The 15579-nt window shown below is 69.6% G+C and carries 14 protein-coding genes; 10 read left to right on the top strand and 4 right to left on the bottom strand.

Annotated elements, in window-relative coordinates; all coding sequences use genetic code 11:
- Positions 1-86: 86 nt before the first annotated feature.
- From IPL89_03105 to IPL89_03125, 5 genes are read left to right on the top strand one after another with little or no spacing between them, the layout of a single operon-like run.
- The gene (locus tag IPL89_03105) at positions 87-5648 is read left to right on the top strand and encodes a putative Ig domain-containing protein (protein MBK9062169.1); all 5562 of its coding nucleotides are present in this window, start codon (positions 87-89) and stop codon (positions 5646-5648) included.
- Between the two features lie 30 nt (positions 5649-5678).
- The gene (locus IPL89_03110) at positions 5679-6179 is read left to right on the top strand and encodes a phage tail protein (protein ID MBK9062170.1); all 501 of its coding nucleotides are present in this window, start codon (positions 5679-5681) and stop codon (positions 6177-6179) included.
- 9 nt (positions 6180-6188) lie between these two features.
- Positions 6189-6692 carry a phage tail protein gene (locus IPL89_03115; protein ID MBK9062171.1) on the top strand — a complete coding sequence of 168 codons (504 nt, stop codon included), beginning with the start codon at positions 6189-6191 and terminating at the stop codon, positions 6690-6692.
- A 10-nt stretch (positions 6693-6702) separates the two neighbouring features.
- Positions 6703-7221 (top strand): phage tail protein, encoded by a 519-nt coding sequence (locus IPL89_03120; protein MBK9062172.1) that lies wholly within the window; start codon positions 6703-6705, stop codon positions 7219-7221.
- 8 nt (positions 7222-7229) lie between these two features.
- Positions 7230-7724: a GNAT family N-acetyltransferase gene (locus IPL89_03125; GenBank protein ID MBK9062173.1), complete on the top strand. Its 495-nt coding sequence runs from the start codon at positions 7230-7232 to the stop codon at positions 7722-7724.
- On the opposite strand, the gene IPL89_03130 is transcribed toward IPL89_03125, so the two are convergent.
- Positions 7717-8013, bottom strand: a complete 297-nt coding sequence (locus IPL89_03130; protein MBK9062174.1) for a hypothetical protein — start codon at positions 8011-8013, stop codon at positions 7717-7719. The genes IPL89_03125 and IPL89_03130 overlap by 8 nt on opposite strands.
- A gap of 39 nt (positions 8014-8052) precedes the next feature.
- Between IPL89_03130 and IPL89_03135 the strand changes: the two genes are divergently transcribed.
- Positions 8053-8478, top strand: coding sequence for a hypothetical protein (locus IPL89_03135; GenBank protein MBK9062175.1), 426 nt, complete (start codon positions 8053-8055; stop codon positions 8476-8478).
- Here the strand turns inward: IPL89_03135 and IPL89_03140 are convergent.
- From IPL89_03140 to IPL89_03150, 3 genes are read right to left on the bottom strand one after another with little or no spacing between them, the layout of a single operon-like run.
- A complete protein-coding gene (locus tag IPL89_03140) occupies positions 8475-9269 on the bottom strand; it encodes a hypothetical protein (protein ID MBK9062176.1) in 795 nt (264 codons plus the stop codon). The two genes, IPL89_03135 and IPL89_03140, sit on opposite strands and share 4 nt — an antisense overlap.
- 8 nt (positions 9270-9277) lie before the next feature.
- Positions 9278-9766, bottom strand: a complete 489-nt coding sequence (locus tag IPL89_03145) for an asparaginase (protein MBK9062177.1) — start codon at positions 9764-9766, stop codon at positions 9278-9280.
- 12 nt (positions 9767-9778) lie between these two features.
- On the bottom strand, positions 9779-11458 hold the full coding sequence (locus tag IPL89_03150) for a DEAD/DEAH box helicase (protein ID MBK9062178.1): 1680 nt from the start codon (positions 11456-11458) through the stop codon (positions 9779-9781).
- Between the two features lie 68 nt (positions 11459-11526).
- Here IPL89_03150 and kdsA point away from each other — a divergent pair, with 68 nt between their 5' ends.
- The 4 genes from kdsA to IPL89_03170 all read left to right on the top strand — a co-directional run bounded on the left by kdsA (position 11527) and on the right by IPL89_03170 (position 15418).
- On the top strand, positions 11527-12366 hold the full coding sequence (gene kdsA, locus IPL89_03155; protein ID MBK9062179.1) for a 3-deoxy-8-phosphooctulonate synthase: 840 nt from the start codon (positions 11527-11529) through the stop codon (positions 12364-12366).
- Between the two features lie 81 nt (positions 12367-12447).
- Complete coding sequence (locus IPL89_03160; GenBank protein ID MBK9062180.1) at positions 12448-12855, top strand: GntR family transcriptional regulator; 408 nt, start codon at positions 12448-12450, stop codon at positions 12853-12855.
- Positions 12852-13811, top strand: coding sequence for an ABC transporter ATP-binding protein (locus IPL89_03165; protein MBK9062181.1), 960 nt, complete (start codon positions 12852-12854; stop codon positions 13809-13811). The genes IPL89_03160 and IPL89_03165 overlap by 4 nt, the downstream gene beginning before the upstream one ends.
- Positions 13808-15418, top strand: a complete 1611-nt coding sequence (locus IPL89_03170; protein ID MBK9062182.1) for a hypothetical protein — start codon at positions 13808-13810, stop codon at positions 15416-15418. Before IPL89_03165 ends, IPL89_03170 begins: the two co-directional genes overlap by 4 nt.
- Positions 15419-15579 lie beyond the last annotated feature (161 nt).

Genomic DNA, 15579 nt, shown 5'->3' on the forward strand with positions numbered 1-15579 from the left:
CGCACGCGTACATCCCCGGAGAGGGCTCCCCATGAGCACTCGTACAGAGAATCAGCGCGCCGCGTGAACGGCGCAGCGGAGGTCGAATGATCCGTCGAGGGCTCGCTCTCTTTCCGGCCGCCGCTCTTCTCGCGTTGGCGCATCCGCTCGCGGCCGGCGTCGGTCCCGTGGGTCAGGCCTTCGTCCCGATCACGGCGTGCCGTTCGGTGGATACGCGCGGCCCGGCCGGCCCGAACGGAGGCCCCGCGCTCGGCGCGAACGCACTCCGGATCCTCCCCGTCGCCGGCACCTGCGGCGTCCCCGCGAATGCGCTCGGCCTCGTCGTCAACCTCACGGTCGTGAACCCCGCCGCGCCGGGATACGCGCAGCTTTTCGCGGGCGACGCGCCGGTGCCGCCGACGACGGTGCTCGGCTTCAAGGCCAACAACACGCGTGCCGGCTTCGCGTTCGTGGCGCTCGCCGCGGACGGGTCCGGAACGGTCGGTCTCGCGAACGGGTCCGCGGGGAGCGCGGACTACATCCTCGACGTCGAGGGCTACTTCATCCCCGCCTGCGTCGCCACGATCAACGTCACGAACCCGGCCACGTCCGGCGGCACCGTGAACGCGGCGTTCAGCCAGGCGTTCACGTCCTCGGGCGGCGTCGGCGCGATGACCTATGCGACCGCCTCGCCGCTGCCGCCGGGCCTGACGCTCGCCGCGGACGGAACTCTCTCGGGCACGCCCACGCAGCCCGGAACGTTCCCGATCACCGTGACCGCGACCGACCAGAACGGCTGCACCGGCACCGGTCCGACGTACACGCTCGTGATCGCCTGCCAGACGATCTCCGTGACGATTCCGGCCGTCGCGACCGGGACTGCGAACACTCCCTTCAGCCAGACGTTCACGCAGACGGGCGGCGTCGGGGCGACCACGTTCTCGACGGTGAGCGCCCTCCCGATCGGGATGACGCTCGCGGCCAGCGGCGTTCTCTCGGGCACGCCCACGCAGGCGGGCGGCTTCGACATCGTCGTCACGGCCACCGACGCGAACGGGTGCACGGGCGCGGGCGCGACGTATCACCTCGTCATCGCCTGCCAGACGATCGCCGTCACGAATCCGGCCACGGCGGCGGGCACGGTAAACGCGCCCTTCAGCCAGACCTTCACGCAGGCCGGCGCGATCGGCTCGGCGACGTTCACGACGGTGAGCCCGCTGCCCACCGGCCTCACGCTCGCCGCAAACGGAACGCTGTCCGGCACGCCTCTCGTCAAGGGCTCGTTCCCGATCGTCGTCAAGGTCACGGACGCCAACCTGTGCACCGGCACGGGCGCGACGTACACGCTCATGATCGGCTGCCAGACGATCGCCGTGACGAATCCCGGCGTGACGACGGCGACCGCCGGGGCCGCGTTCAGCCAGACCTTCACGGCGTCGAACACCGTCGGATCCGTCACGTTCGCGACAGCGAGCACGCTGCCTGCCGGACTCACGCTCGCGGCAAACGGCGTCCTCTCGGGCACGCCGACGCAGACGGGCTCCTTCCCGATCGTCGTGGTCGCCACGGACGCGAACGGCTGCGCGGGGATCGGCGCAACGTACACGCTCGTCGTGGGCTGCCAGACCTACAGCGTCGGGCCCGCCTCGCTCCCGCAGGGCACCGCCGGCACGCTCTATCCGGCCGTCACGTTCACGCACGCGGGCGGCATCGGGACCGTCACGTTCGCCGAGACCGGAACTCTCCCGACCGGAATGGGCTTTGCGGCCGGCGTCCTCTCGGGCACGCCGACGCAGACCGGCTCGTTCCCGATCACGGTCACGGCCACGGACGCGAACGGGTGCACGGCGACGCGCGACTACCTCCTCGTCGTGTCCTGCTCCGGCACGTCGATTTCCCTGTCTCCGGGCTCGCTTGCGGCCGCCCCGGCGAACGCGCCGTTCCCGTCCACGACGTTCACGGCCACGGGCGGCACGGGCCCCTACACGTTCCAGAAGGCGGGCGCCCTGCCGGCGGGGATGACGTTCGTCGTCGACACGCTCTCGGGCACGCCGACGCAGACGGGGTCGTTCCCGATCACGATCTCCGTGACCGACGCGAGCGGATGCGCGGGCAGCCAGGACTACGTCGTCACGATCACGTGCAACGGCGTCACGATCACCGTCGCGCCGCCCTCGCTGTCCCCCGGACCCGTCGGCTCGCCGTACGGCCCCGTGACGTTCACGCCGTCGGGCGGCACCGCGCCCTACGCGCTCGCGGAGATCGGCGCTCTGCCCCTCGGCATGACCTTCGCAGCAGGCGTGCTCTCCGGCACGCCGACGCAGCCCGGCACGTTCCCCGTCACCGTCACGGCGACGGACGCGAACGGCTGCACCGGCCAGACGGTCTACAGCCTCGTGACGACCTGCCCGACGATTACCGTGACCAATCCGGTCAACGCGGGTGGAACGGCGGGCTCTGCCTTCAGCGAGACGTTTACGCAGTCCGGCGGCAGCGGCACCGTCACGTTCTCGACGTCCAGCACGCTGCCCACCGGCCTCACGCTCTCGAGCGCCGGCGTTCTCTCGGGCACCACGACGCAGACCGGCTCCTTCCCGATCGTCGTCAAGGCCACGGACGCGAACGGCTGCACCGGCGCCGGCGCGACGTACACCCTCGTGATCGCGTGCCAGGCGATCACCGTCACGAATCCGGTGACGGCCACCGCCACCGAGGGCGCTGCCTTCGACCAGACGTTCACCGTGTCGGGCCTCCTGGGAACCGCGACGTGGTCGACCGCGAGCACGCTGCCCACGGGCCTCACGCTGAACGCCTCGACGGGGCATCTCTCCGGCACGCCGACGCAGACGGGCTCGTTCCCGATCGTCGTCAAGGCCACCGACACGAATGGCTGCGTCGGCACGTCGGCGACGTACACCCTGGTCATCACCTGCCCGACGATCACGGTGAGCGGGACGATCCCGGCGCTCACCTACAACACGGCGATGTCGACGGCGACGTTCACGCAGAGCGGGACGACCTCCGCGATCACGTGGTCGGCGACCGGACTCCCCGCCGGCCTCGGCATCAACTCCTCGAACGGGCAGGTCACCGGGACCCCGACCGCGACCGGCACGTTCTCCGCGACGATCACGGCGACGGACGCCGGCGGCTGCTCCGGCTCGAAGGCGGTCTCGGTCACCGTCGCGCCGACCGCCCCGTCGCAGTCGTACACGGGTGTCGGGAACACGCAGTTCTACGTGACCGGCGTCGCCGGCGCTCCCACGACGCCGGCCGTCTCCTCGGCCACCGCGCTCCTGAACGGCGCGCAGCCCGCGGGCGGCGTCTCGGTCACGGCCGCGAGCTGCTCGACGGGCGGAACACTGACGACGTTCGACGGCGCCGGGCGCTTCGTCTTCACGCCGGACGTCGCCTCGACGTCGGCGACGTGCACGTACACGGTCTCGAGCAACACCGGCGCCACGCCCACGCCGACGACGGCGACCGCGAACCTGACCTTCACGCTGAGCGGGATGGTCTGGTACGTGAACAACACGATCGGCTCCTCGGGCGACGGCCGCAGCCACAACCCCTTCAAGCTCCTGAGCGACGCCCAGGGGCCGGCCGTCGGAAAGCCGCAGACCGGCCAGGCGATCTACGTCCACACGGGCAGCGGAAGCACGACGGGCAATCTCAACCTTCTCGCCAGCCAGGCGCTCGTCGGCAACGGCGTCGCCTTCACGATCGGGGCCCTTTCCCTCCCCGCCGGCACGAAGCCGACGCTCAGCGGCACCGTGGCGCTCGCGAACGACGTCTCCGTGTCCGGGTTCACCTTCACCCCCGCCGGGTCCGGCTCGGCGATCACCGGCACGAGCGTCGGCGGGACGTCGACGATCAGCCAGAACGCCCTCTCGCTGAACAACTTGGGAACCGCGGTGAGTCTCACGGGCGGAGCCGGCACGATCAACTTCACGTCGACCTCGATCAGCCAGAGCGGAGCCGGCACCGGCGTCTCCATCGGCAGCAAGACAGGCGGCACGGTCTCCTTCGACTCTTCTTCCCCGATCAGTGTCACGGGCCCGGGGGCCAAGGGCGTCAATCTGACGAGCAACACGGGCGCCACGATCACGTTCGCCGGCGGGCTCACGCTGACGACGACGACGGGCAGCGCCTTCTCGGCGACGGGCGGCGGCACGGTCACCGCCACGCAGAACAACACAACGATCGTCAACACGCTCACGACGACCACGGGAACTGCACTCAACGTCGCGAACACGACGATCGGCGTGGCCGGCCTCACCTTCCGGAGCATCTCCGCGAACGGCGGCGCAAACGGCATCGTCCTGAACACGACCGGGGCGACCGGAGGGCTCACGGTGACGGGCAACGGCGCGAACTGCACGCCGGCGGACACGACGTGCACGGGCGGCACGATCCAGAACATGACGGGCGGAGACGACTCGGGGGCCACCCCGGCCGGCACCGGGATCGTCCTCAACAGCACGCAGAATCCGTCCCTCACGCGGGTCCGGATCCGCGGAAATTCGAACTACGGGATCCGTGGCACGTCCGTCGTCGGCTTCGTCCTCGACAACAGCCTTCTGGACGGAACGACCGGCACCAACGGAGCGACCCCCTTCAACGACGGGTGCATCTCCTTCGACAACCTGACGGGAACCGCCACCGTCTCGAACAGCAACATCCAGGGCGGCCTCTACAACAACTTCCGGCTCGTGAACACGGGCGGAACGCTGAACCGGATCACGTTCACGAACGTGACGTTCGACGTCAGCGGCGCGAGCCCGTCGAACGACGCGCTCACGATCGAGTCACAGAACGCCGCGGTCGTGAACGTCACGGTCCAGAACAGCTTCTTCAAGAGCGCCGCAGGCGACCTCTTCCAGCTCAACAACATCGGAACGGGAGCCGACGACCTCGTCTTCACGGGCAACACGCTCACGAACGGCAACAGCGCCATCGCGACGGGCGGCGGCGGCGTGACGATCGGGAGCAGCGGCACCGGGAACATCACGAGCAACTTCTCGAACAACACGCTCCGGGACGCCGTGGGCCACGCGATTCTCTTCTTCAAGTCCACCGGCGCGGCGTCGGTCACCGGAACGTTCGACAACAACACGATCGGCGTCGCGGGCACCGCCAACTCCGGCTCGCTCGAGGGAGACGGGATCAAGGTCCAGAACGCCGGCCAGGGCGCCGTGAAGGTCACGATCACGAACAACCAGATCCGCCAGTACAACAACTTCGGGATCGAGCTCCTGACCGGCGGCGGGGCGAGCGCTCAGAGCGGAGCGCTGAACGCAACGATCACCGGGAATACGGTCGCGAACCCGGGCAACAACCCGGCGTTCGCCGGGATCCCGTGGAACGGAATTCACGTGAACGACGGCACCGTCCCGGGCGACACGTACGTCGTCTGCGCCGAGATCGGCGGCGCGGGCGCGCTCGCGAACACGATCTCGGGCACCGGCACGAACGGCGGCACCGACTTCCGCGTCCGGCAGCGGCAGAACACGACGCTCAGGCTGCCGAACTACAGCGGCGCGAACAACGACAACGCAGCTGCCGTGGCTTTCGTCTCCGGCAACAATGGCGGGGCGTCCGGCACCGCCTCGAACACCGTCGGGTCGGGGGGCTTCGGCTTCACCGGCGGAGCCGGGAGCTGCCCGTGAGCGCATCGTCACCGAGCCAAGGAGGATTCAATGGCTGAGCCCTTCCTCGCCGAGATCCGGATCATGAGCTTCAACTTCCCGCCCAAGGGCTGGGCGCTGTGCAACGGCCAGCTCCTTCCGATCAACCAGAACCAGGCCCTGTTCTCGCTCCTGGGCACGACCTATGGGGGTGACGGCCGCGTGAATTTCGGGCTGCCGAACCTCCAGGGGCGCGCGCCGATCCACATGGGAAACGGCCACACGCTCGGCGAGCGGGGAGGCGAACAGGCGCACACGCTCTCCATCTCCGAGATCCCCACGCACGTCCACATGGTCAACGCGGCGAAGGCCGCGACGGGCGGCAGCGCAAACCCCGCGAACCAGTTTCTCGGCGGTGCGAACAACGCGTACCACGCCCCGGCTTCCTTGGCGACGCTGACCCCCCAGACGCTCACGAACGTCGGCGGCTCTCAGGCGCACCTCAACATGCAGCCGTTCCTGACGCTGAACTTCTCGATCGCCCTTCAGGGCATCTTCCCGAGTCAGACCTAGGAGGCGGCGATGGCACAACCCTACGTCGGCGAGATCCGGATGTTCGCAGGCAACTTCGCGCCCGCGGGCTGGATGTTCTGCGAAGGCCAGCTCCTGCCGATCTCCGAGTACGAAACGCTCTTCAACCTCATCGGGACGACGTACGGCGGGGACGGGCAGAGCACATTCGCCCTTCCCGACCTGCGCGGGCGGGTCCCGCTGCACTTCGGGAACGGCTTCGTTCTCGCGGAGACAGGAGGGGTGGAAGAAGTCACGCTGACCGTCAGCCAGATCCCGGCGCATTCGCACCCGTTCCTGGTGTCCACCGTGGGGGGAACGCAGACGAGCCCCGTGGGGAACGTCCTCGCCGCGTCGTTCGCGGTGACGCCCTACATCAACGACGTCCCGGGCGGAAACATGAGCCTTAGCGCGGTCGGCGCGGTCGGCGGCAGCCAGCCGCACAACAACTTCCAGCCGTACCTCTGCGTCGATTTCATCATTTCCCTGTTCGGGATCTTCCCGAGCCAGACCTGAGGAGAGCCGCATGGATCCCTTCGTCGCCGAGATCCGCATCTTCCCGTTCAACTTTGCCCCGAAGGGCTGGGCGTTCTGCGACGGGCAGATCCTGCCGCTGTCGCAGAACACGGCGCTGTTCTCGCTGCTCGGCACGACGTACGGCGGAAACGGACAGTCCAACTTCGCCCTCCCGAACATGCAGGGGAACGCCCCCATGCACCCGGGACAGGGCCCGGGACTGTCTCTGCATGACCTCGGCGAGACCGGAGGCACGGAGACCGTCTCCCTCCTCGAGTCCGAGATCCCGCAGCACGCGCATCAGCTACGGGCTGACATCGCCGACCCCGGGGACACGAACGTGCCGGGACCGGCGGCGTCGCTCGCGATTTCCACGGGCGGGACCCTCTACCAGGCCGCGCAGTCCGGCCAGATGGCGTTCGAGACCCTCGCGCCCGCGGGCGGCGACCAGCCGCACAACAACATGCAGCCGTACCTCACGCTGAACTTCTGCATCGCCCTGCAGGGCGTTTACCCGCCGCGGACCTAGACGACGCAGTGACGAACGCCGTTGCGCTCCGCCCGATCCGCCCGGAGGACCGCGACCTCCTCTGCCGGATCTACGGCTCGACGCGCACCGAGGAGCTCGCGCCCGTCCCGTGGACGGACGAGCAGAAGGACGCCTTCATCCGCCAGCAGTTCGACGCACAGGCGGCGTACTGGGACGAGCAGTATCCGGATGCCGAGAGGTCGATCGTCGAAGTGGACGGCACTCCCGCCGGCCGCCTCTACGTCCAGAGATGGCCGAAGGAGGTCCGGCTCGTCGACATCGCGCTCCTGCCGGACTTCCGGAAGCGCGGCGTGGGTACCGAGCTCATTCGGCGGCTCTTCTCCGAGGCCGCCGCGGCCGGCAAACCCGTCACGATCCACGTCGAAATCTTCAACCCCGCGCGCGCCCTCTACGAGCGCCTCGGCTTCGCGCCGAAGGGCGAGCAGGGAATGTACGTCCTGATGGAATGGAAGCCCGAGGCCGTCGGGGCCGGTGTCAGTTGAAGACGGCCTCGTACCGCATGCCTTCGGCGTCGGGCCCGATCGGCACGAGGAAGATCTCGAGCGTCCCGAGCGCCGCGTGCTCGAGCGGCCAGATACGCTGCGGGAGAACCGGACTCAGCGGCCCGCGAAACACGAGAGAAAAGGGCGCGCGCCGGGGGCCGGCGTCGCCCTTGCGGGCGAGATTCGTGACCTCGGAGAGAACGAGGCCGACGGCGACCTCACCGGCCGCGACGCGGAACTCCTCTCCGACCCTTTCGAAGAAATCCGAGTACGTCAGAACCTCGAGCATCCATCGCATCGTGGCACAGACCGCGCCCGGAGGCACCCCATGAAGACGACGCGCACACAATTTCTCTCCACCGTCGCGACCGGCCTCGCGGCCGCGGCGCTGAGCCCCTCCGCGCTCCTCGGCGCCGGGCCGGACGTTCCCGACGGCCGCACCTTCAAGGCCCTCGTCGGCGAGACGTTCCGGTTCCGCGGGTTCGACCGCCGCGATCCCGTGGACCTCGTCCTCACGGAATACGCGGAGCGAACGGCGCGGGGGAGCACGAGGCAGTTCACGCTCACTCTGGCCGCAACCGGCGGCGAGAGGCTCCGGGAAGCCACGTACACCGTCGAGCACCCGAAAGCGGGCACGTTCGAGATGTTCGTGATCCCCTCGGGGTTCGACGCGAAGGGCCTGCCGCTCTACCGGGCCGACTTCAACCTGCTCGTCGCCGTGACGAGCGCGCCGACGGCGGTCCAGCGGCGCTAGAACGGCCGGAACGCGCGCACCGCGCCGTCCTTCGACCCGTCGTCGAAGAAGACGAGCAGCCGCCCGTCCGGCGCAAGCGAGAGGTCGACGGGCTTGTCTCCTCGCTCGAACCAGAGCGAGCGGACCACCCCGCCCTCGCGGGTGCGCTGGGAGAGCCCTCCGCGCTTTTCCCCCTCCGCGGGCTCGACCCGCCAGAGATTGCCCTCGGCGTCCACCCGGCAGGCGGGTGCGGCGCCCGGGCAGGCGGAGGCCTTCGTCGCGGGCGTCCGGACGTCGACCTTCGCGTTCGCGGGCACGGCGGCGACTCCCGACACGACGCCCATGACGACGACGACTTCGGTGTCGGCCGCGAACGAGATGGGACCGCCGCGGAAGAGTTCTCCGGGCGTCTCGGCGCCGGAGCGAATCGCATCGAAGGCGAGAGGAGGTGGAGGCGCAACGTCCTGGGCCCGCGAAAACGCAGCCTGCCCCTGCGGCTTCACGCTTTCGGTCACGCCAACGAGGTCGATTCGCACGGCGAAAAGGTCGGTTCCGCTTTCGTTGAGGAGGCGGACCGGGGCGTCGAGCATCCCCCCCGAAAGCGCGACCGAGTCGAAGACCACTTTCAAAGCATTCTTCGCGCCGGGCACGCGAAGTGCAAACGGCCCGCGGGTTACAGCGCGACCTCTCGCGTCGAACGACAGCGCGAACGTCAGCCCGCGCTCGACCCGCGCCGGCGCGGCGACGAGCTGCGCCGCCGCGAGAAGAGCGACGAAGGCGCTCGCGCACGGGACCATTCGAAGAATTTTCATCCTTCTCTTCACTTCACGGTCTCGAACGTCCCGGCCGCGCGGTCCTTCCGCACGTCGTGCCAGTCGAAGTAGCGGCCGTTCATCGCGACGTAGATGCCCGGAGGCAGAATCTGGACGAACGAGATCGCGCTCCCGAGGTTGAAGAGCCCGTCCGAGCTTCCGAACGCCCAGGGCACCATCGCACCCGTCAGGACGATCGTCTTGGCGGCCTGCTCCTTCGCGAGGACGGCGGCCGTCTCGACCATCGTGTCCGTGCCGTGCGTGATCACGATGCGGTCTTCCGACGCGCGCCGGCAGGCGTCCGCGATCCGCGCGCGGCAATCGTCCGTCATGTCGAGGCTGTCGACCATCATCACGGTCTCGACCGTCACGGGCTCGCGGCAGCGGCCGAGGCGCAGCATCTCGTGGATGTGCGTCTCCTTGAAGAAGAGCCGGCCCGTGAGCTCGTCGTATTCCTTGTCGAACGTCCCGCCCGTGACGAGGATGCGGATGGACATGCCGGTGTCCTCTCAGGCCTTGTCGCGGTCGCGCCGCACGACGACCTTCTGGCCCCGGATCGTCGCATTCCGGAGAGCCCGGATCACCGACTCCGCGATGGCCTCGGGAACTTCGACGAGGGAGAACCGGTCGGCGATCTGGATCGCGCCGATGTCGCGGGGGTTGGCCTTCGCTTCGTTCGCGATCGCGCCGACGAGGTCCGCCGGCCGCATCCCGGCCGCGCGTCCCGCGCCCACGAAGATCCGCGCGGAAGTCCCGGAGTCGCGCCCCCCGAACTTGTAGCGCGCGGGCCCGGCTCCGGCGGCGGGAGCCGCGCGGCGCGGGGGCGGCGGGGCGGCCACGGCCGGGATCTCGGGCTCGTCCTCCCCCGGCGCCCCGGAGGCACGCTCGATGAGACGGACGGCGGCCGCGGCGATGTCCATCGGGTCGTGATCCTCGGCAAGGGACTCGACGACGACGCGGTAGTGCTCGAGGCCGCCCTCGACGATCGCCTCCTCTAGCGAGGCGCGGGTCAGCTCGAGGCGCTTGGCGCGCAGGTCGGCGACCGTCGGGACGTTCGCGACCTCGATCCGCTGCTTCGTGAGGCGCTCGATGTTCTTGAGCTGCCAGTGCTCGCGCGGCTCGGCGAGCGTGATCGCGACCCCCTCGCGGCCCGCGCGCCCCGTCCGGCCGATGCGGTGGACGTAGACCTCGGGCGAGGACGGCACGTCGTAGTTCACCACGTGCGAGAGGTGCGAGATGTCGAGGCCGCGCGCCGCCACGTCCGTCGCCACGACGAGCTCGAGGGCGCCCGTGCGGAGTTTCTTCATCACGCGGTCGCGCCCCTCCTGCGAGATGCCGCCGTGGAGCGCCTCGACGCGCATCCCGCGCCCCTTCAGGCTCTCCGTGAGGTCGTCGACCTCGAGGCGCGTCCGACAAAAGACGAGGGCCGCCGCCGGGCTCTCGAGGTCGAGGATGCGGCCGAGCGCCGCGCGCTTGTGGCCGCGCGCGACGACGTACGCCGTCTGGCGCACTTTCGGCAGCTTGCCGGGCGCTGCGGTCTCCTTCGCGATCGCGATCCGCACGGGATCCTTGAGGTGCTTCGCGGCGATGGCCCCGATGCGGGCCGGGAGCGTGGCCGAGAAGAGCGCCGTCTGGCGCGTCTTCGGCGTCGCCGCGAGGATCGCGTCGAGGTCCTCGGCGAAACCCATGTCGAGCATCTCGTCCGCCTCGTCGAGGACGAGCGCCTTCAGGCCGTCGAGGGCGAGCGACTTGCGGTTCACGTGGTCGAGCGCGCGGCCGGGCGTCGCGACGACGACGTCGACGCCGCGCTTCAAGGCATTGAGCTGCGTCACCATCGACGCGCCGCCGTAGACGGGCAGGACGCGGACGCCGATCTCGCGGCCGTACCGGTGGAACGCCTCGGCGAGCTGCATCGCGAGCTCGCGCGTCGGGACGAGGACGAGGGCCATGGGGGCAGTCCCACGCTTCTCGACGGCGCCGATGTGGTGGAGGATCGGCAGCGCGAACGCGGCCGTCTTGCCCGTGCCCGTGGCCGCCTGGGCGAGCACGTCGTGGCCATCGAGCATGGGCGGGATCGACTCACTCTGGATGGGTGTGGGCTCCTCGTACCCCAGGGCGGCGAGCACCCGGACGAGCCGCGCGTCGAGGCCGAGGCCGGCAAAGGAGGAGTCGGGGGGCGTCTTCTTCATGCCCCCATTCTGAGGCCGGCCGCCCCGGCAAGCACGGAAGGGCCCTGCGTTCGATAACATCCGCCCCCGTGAAGGTCTTCGCCTCCATCACGCCCCACCTCTCCGTCGGCGACCGCTGCCGCCCCGTGTTCTTCGCCGGGCCGTGCGTCCTCGAGTCGCGCGCCCACGCCCTGAAGATGGCGAAGGCCATCAAGCAGGTCTTCGCCGACTGCGGCGCCGCCGACCGCCTCGTCTTCAAGTCCTCGTTCGACAAGGCGAACCGCAGCGCGGGAGCGAGCTTCCGCGGCCCGGGCATCGAGAAGGGCCTGTCGATCCTCTCGGAAGTGAAAGACAAGACCGACCTGCCGATCCTCACGGACGTGCACGAGCCCGAGCAGTGCGCCATCGCGGCCGAGGTCGCGGACGTCCTCCAGATCCCGGCCTTCCTGTGCCGCCAGACGGACCTCATCGAGGCCGCGGCCGCGACGAAGAAGGCCGTGAACGTGAAGAAGGGCCAGTTCCTCGCGCCGGACGACTGCAAGCAGATCGTCGACAAGTGCCGCGCGAAGGGGAACACGAACGTGACGCTGACCGAGCGCGGGACGACGTTCGGGTACCACAACCTCGTCGTCGACTTCCGCGGCCTCCCGATGATGCGGGCGCTCGGCGTTCCCGTCATCTACGACGCGACGCACTCCCTCCAGCTCCCCGGCGGCCTCGGGACGGAGACGGGAGGCTCGCGCGAGTACGCCCCCGCCCTCGCCCGCGCCGCGGCAGCCGTCGGAGTGGACGGCTACTTCTTCGAGGTCCACGACGACCCGGCGCACGCGAAGTCCGACCGGGCCACGCAGCTCCCGCTCTCGGCGCTGCCGCAGTTCCTGTCGGCGATCCTGAGCTTCGACCAGCTCCGGCGGGAAACCATCCCCTGAAGTTTTTCGCCTCCGGCCCTTGACAGGAGGGCTTCGGCGTCCGTACTGTATCGGTGTAATGATACACCGAGGCGGTACCCCGTGAGCCGCGGCCTCTTCGTCGACCCCTCCGATGCCGTCCCTCTCTGGAAGCAGATCGAGGAGAACGTGCGGCGTCTCGTCGCGTCCGGGGCTCTGAAGCCCGGCGCCACCGTCCCGTCGGTGCGCGACCTCGCCCGCGAGCTCTCGATCAACCCCGCCACGGTGGCCAAGGGCTACCAGCGCCTCGTGGACGCCGGGATCCTCGCCGTGAAACGCGGCGAGGGCACGTTCGTGGCCGACAAGCCGCCCGCGCCCGCGCGCGGCGAGCGCGACAGAGAGCTCGACGCGGGCGCAACGCGCTATGCGTCGCTCGCTCTGACACTGGGCGCGAGCAGCGAAGAAGCGGTGGAGCACGTGAAACGCAGGCTGGGAGTTCTTAGAAGGAAGAAAGAGGGAGCGGCGGAATGAGCGGCGAGGCGAATTCACCTTCGAAGAAATCCCCCGTGCCCGTGGTCGAGGTTCGAAGCCTCCTCGTCCGCTACGGCGGTAACCCTTCTCCCACACTCGAAGAAGTCTCCTTCTCCGTCCCCCGGGGTTCCGTCTACGCGCTCCTCGGGCGGAACGGCGCCGGGAAGTCGACGCTCGTCCGCTGTCTCCTCGGCCAGCAGAAACCGACCGCGGGAGGGTGCTTTCTCTTCGGCGAAGACGTCTGGAAGCACCGCGCTTCGCTCATGGCGAGGGTCGGCGTCGTGCCCGAAGACCCCGACGCGCCGCCGTCCATGACGGCGCGGCAGCTCTCGGCCTTCTGCGCGAAGCTCTACCCCACCTGGGACGCGCCGTCCGTCGAGGCGCGCCTCGCGCGCTTCGGCGTGCCGGCCGGCACGCCCTACGGCAGCCTCTCGAAGGGCCAGCGGGCGCTCGTGGCGCTCGCGCTCGCCCTCGCGTCCTCTCCCGAGCTCCTCGTCCTCGACGACCCGACGCTGGGCCTCGACGCGGTCGCGCGGCGCGCGTTTTTCGAGGAGCTCGTTGGCGAGCTCGCCGACCGCGGGACGACGGTGCTCCTCACGTCGCACGATCTCGCGGGCGTCGAGAGCATGGCGACACGCGTCGGGTTCCTGAAGGAGGGCCGGCTCGTCCTCGACGAGGACCTCGAGACGTTGAAGGGCCGTTTCCGGCGCCTGCGCTACGCGAACGAGCAGACGGAGGAACGGGCCGAGTACGGGCAGGAGCTCGCCGCGTTCGACGCCGTCCGCGTGAAGGTGCGCGGGTGGGGCGTGGAGGCAGTCGTTTCGAACTACGGAGACGAGTCTTTCGCACGCTTCGCCGCGCTCGAAGGCGTCGTGGACGCAGAGTCGTCGTCCCTGTCGCTCGAGGAGATCTTCATCGCGGTCGCGGGCGAGACCCCGGCCGGGAGGAACGCATGAGAGCCTTCGCCGCCGTCTTCGGACGGGAGATCTTCGAGCGCCGGGTCGTCTTTGTCGTCGCGTTCGCGGCAGGCTTCGTGCCCCTCATCGTCTCCCTCGCAACGGGCTGGTCGAGGCCCGACGCCGCCGAGCTCCGGGTCCTCGTGGCGCTCGTCGGGGCCTCGGCGCTCTCCACCGCGTTCGCGATTCTCCTCGGAGCGGCCGTCATCGCGGGCGAAACGAAGGAGAAGCGCATCTCGTTCTTCTTCGCGCGGCCGATCCCCTCGGTGTCGCTCTGGGCGGGCAAGCTTCTCGCCGCGATCGCCATCACGCTCGCGACCGCGTTCCTCGCCTTCACGCCCGGTTGGCTCTCCGGAAACGGGCGCGCGCGAAGCCTCTGGGGCCTCGACGCGACGGCGGGCCGGACGGCGCTGGCGGCGCTCGTCCTGGCGTTCGTCCTCGTCCTGGGTAGCCACGCGGTCGTAACGATTGCGCGCCTGCGCTCGCCGTGGGTCGCGCTGGACCTGATCCTCGCGCCGGCGCTCGTCTTCCTGGGCCTTCTCGCGGTCCGCTCGGTCGCCCGGGGCTCTGTCTTTGCTTACGAAAGCGGCGGGGCACTACAGATCGCCGTGATCGGCACGCTGACGGCCGCCAGCGCCGGGCTCATTCTCGCGACGTTCGTCCAGGTTGCCGAGGGACGCACGGACGCGCGCCGCGCCCACGGTGCGTTCTCCGCGACCTTCTTCGGCGTCGCGGCCGTCGCCGTGGCTGCCCTCGGCGGATATGCCTTCTGGTGCGCGTCGGCAAAGGCCACCGACCTCGAAGAGCTCCCGAGATACGCTTCGACGGCGCCGAGCGGCTCGTGGCTGTACGCGTTCGGCCCGCTGCGCGGCTGGCGCGGCGACGGGGCGTTCCTCTACGACACGGCAACCGGCCGCTCACTCCGCGTCCGGGGACACGACGTAGTCTTCTCGCGGGACGGCACGCGCGCCGCGTGGGGTGAGCCGAGGTTCGGATTCTTCGAAGGGAAGAACGAGCGGTGGGATCTCCACGTCGCCGACCTCGTGACGGGCCGGTCCGCCGAGGTCGAGCTCGAGCCCGGGTCCGGCGGATGGATGGTCCTCTCGCCGAGCGGCCGGCGGATCGCCGTTCGCAATTTCGGATTGCTCGCCGCGTACGACATCTCGGACGTAGCGAACCCGAAACAGCTCGCCGCCTTCCCTCTCCCTGAGGACGGACGCGCCCTCGGCTTCGCCGGCGAGGACACGCTCCTGCTCTTTCCGCGCTACTGGAACTCAGCGCACCGCAACGACCTGGTTCCCGCGAGCCTCGAGATCACGGAGTTCTCCCTTTCTTCAAAGAAATTCCGCCTCGCGGGCCGGTTCGACCGCGAGACGATGCCCCTTTACGCGCCTGAGCGCGAGCGGGCGCTATTTCCTCGGCGTCCGCAGGCCACAGGACGCCGAGAACACGGCGGTGCTCACTCTTCACGAGGCACCTTCGGGCGCGCTCGTCGCAACCCTTTCCGAGGGGCTGGCAAACGTCCAGGCGCGGTTTCTCACGGAAAACAGGATCGTCGTCGGGGGCATCGCCGGCGCGAAGGCGAGGCTGCTCTTCTTCGAAGGTGAGAAGGGGTGGGGCGCGCCCGCGCGCAGCCTCGATCTTGGGCCCGCGAAGCGCGTCGTTCTCGGAGGCGAGATCGCACCCGGACGCGTCGCCATTTCCCTCTTACCATTCGAAGAAAATCTCCTGGCCTCTCGGCGGGCCTCGAAGCTCGCATTTGTGGACG

The sequence above is a fragment of the Acidobacteriota bacterium genome (genome assembly GCA_016716715.1).
Classification (GTDB): domain Bacteria; phylum Acidobacteriota; class Thermoanaerobaculia; order UBA5066; family UBA5066; genus Fen-183.

Excerpts from the sequence above, each read along its gene's own strand:
- IPL89_03105 (MBK9062169.1), top strand. The coding sequence starts at position 87 with ATGATCCGTCGAGGGCTCGCTCTCTTTCCGGCCGCCGCTCTTCTCGCG.
- IPL89_03110 (MBK9062170.1), top strand. The coding sequence starts at position 5,679 with ATGGCTGAGCCCTTCCTCGCCGAGATCCGGATCATGAGCTTCAACTTC.
- IPL89_03115 (MBK9062171.1), top strand. The coding sequence starts at position 6,189 with ATGGCACAACCCTACGTCGGCGAGATCCGGATGTTCGCAGGCAACTTC.
- IPL89_03120 (MBK9062172.1), top strand. The coding sequence starts at position 6,703 with ATGGATCCCTTCGTCGCCGAGATCCGCATCTTCCCGTTCAACTTTGCC.
- IPL89_03130 (MBK9062174.1), bottom strand. The coding sequence starts at position 8,013 with ATGCTCGAGGTTCTGACGTACTCGGATTTCTTCGAAAGGGTCGGAGAG.
- IPL89_03135 (MBK9062175.1), top strand. The coding sequence starts at position 8,053 with ATGAAGACGACGCGCACACAATTTCTCTCCACCGTCGCGACCGGCCTC.
- IPL89_03140 (MBK9062176.1), bottom strand. The coding sequence starts at position 9,269 with ATGAAAATTCTTCGAATGGTCCCGTGCGCGAGCGCCTTCGTCGCTCTT.
- IPL89_03145 (MBK9062177.1), bottom strand. The coding sequence starts at position 9,766 with ATGTCCATCCGCATCCTCGTCACGGGCGGGACGTTCGACAAGGAATAC.
- IPL89_03150 (MBK9062178.1), bottom strand. The coding sequence starts at position 11,458 with ATGAAGAAGACGCCCCCCGACTCCTCCTTTGCCGGCCTCGGCCTCGAC.
- IPL89_03165 (MBK9062181.1), top strand. The coding sequence starts at position 12,852 with ATGAGCGGCGAGGCGAATTCACCTTCGAAGAAATCCCCCGTGCCCGTG.
- IPL89_03170 (MBK9062182.1), top strand. The coding sequence starts at position 13,808 with ATGAGAGCCTTCGCCGCCGTCTTCGGACGGGAGATCTTCGAGCGCCGG.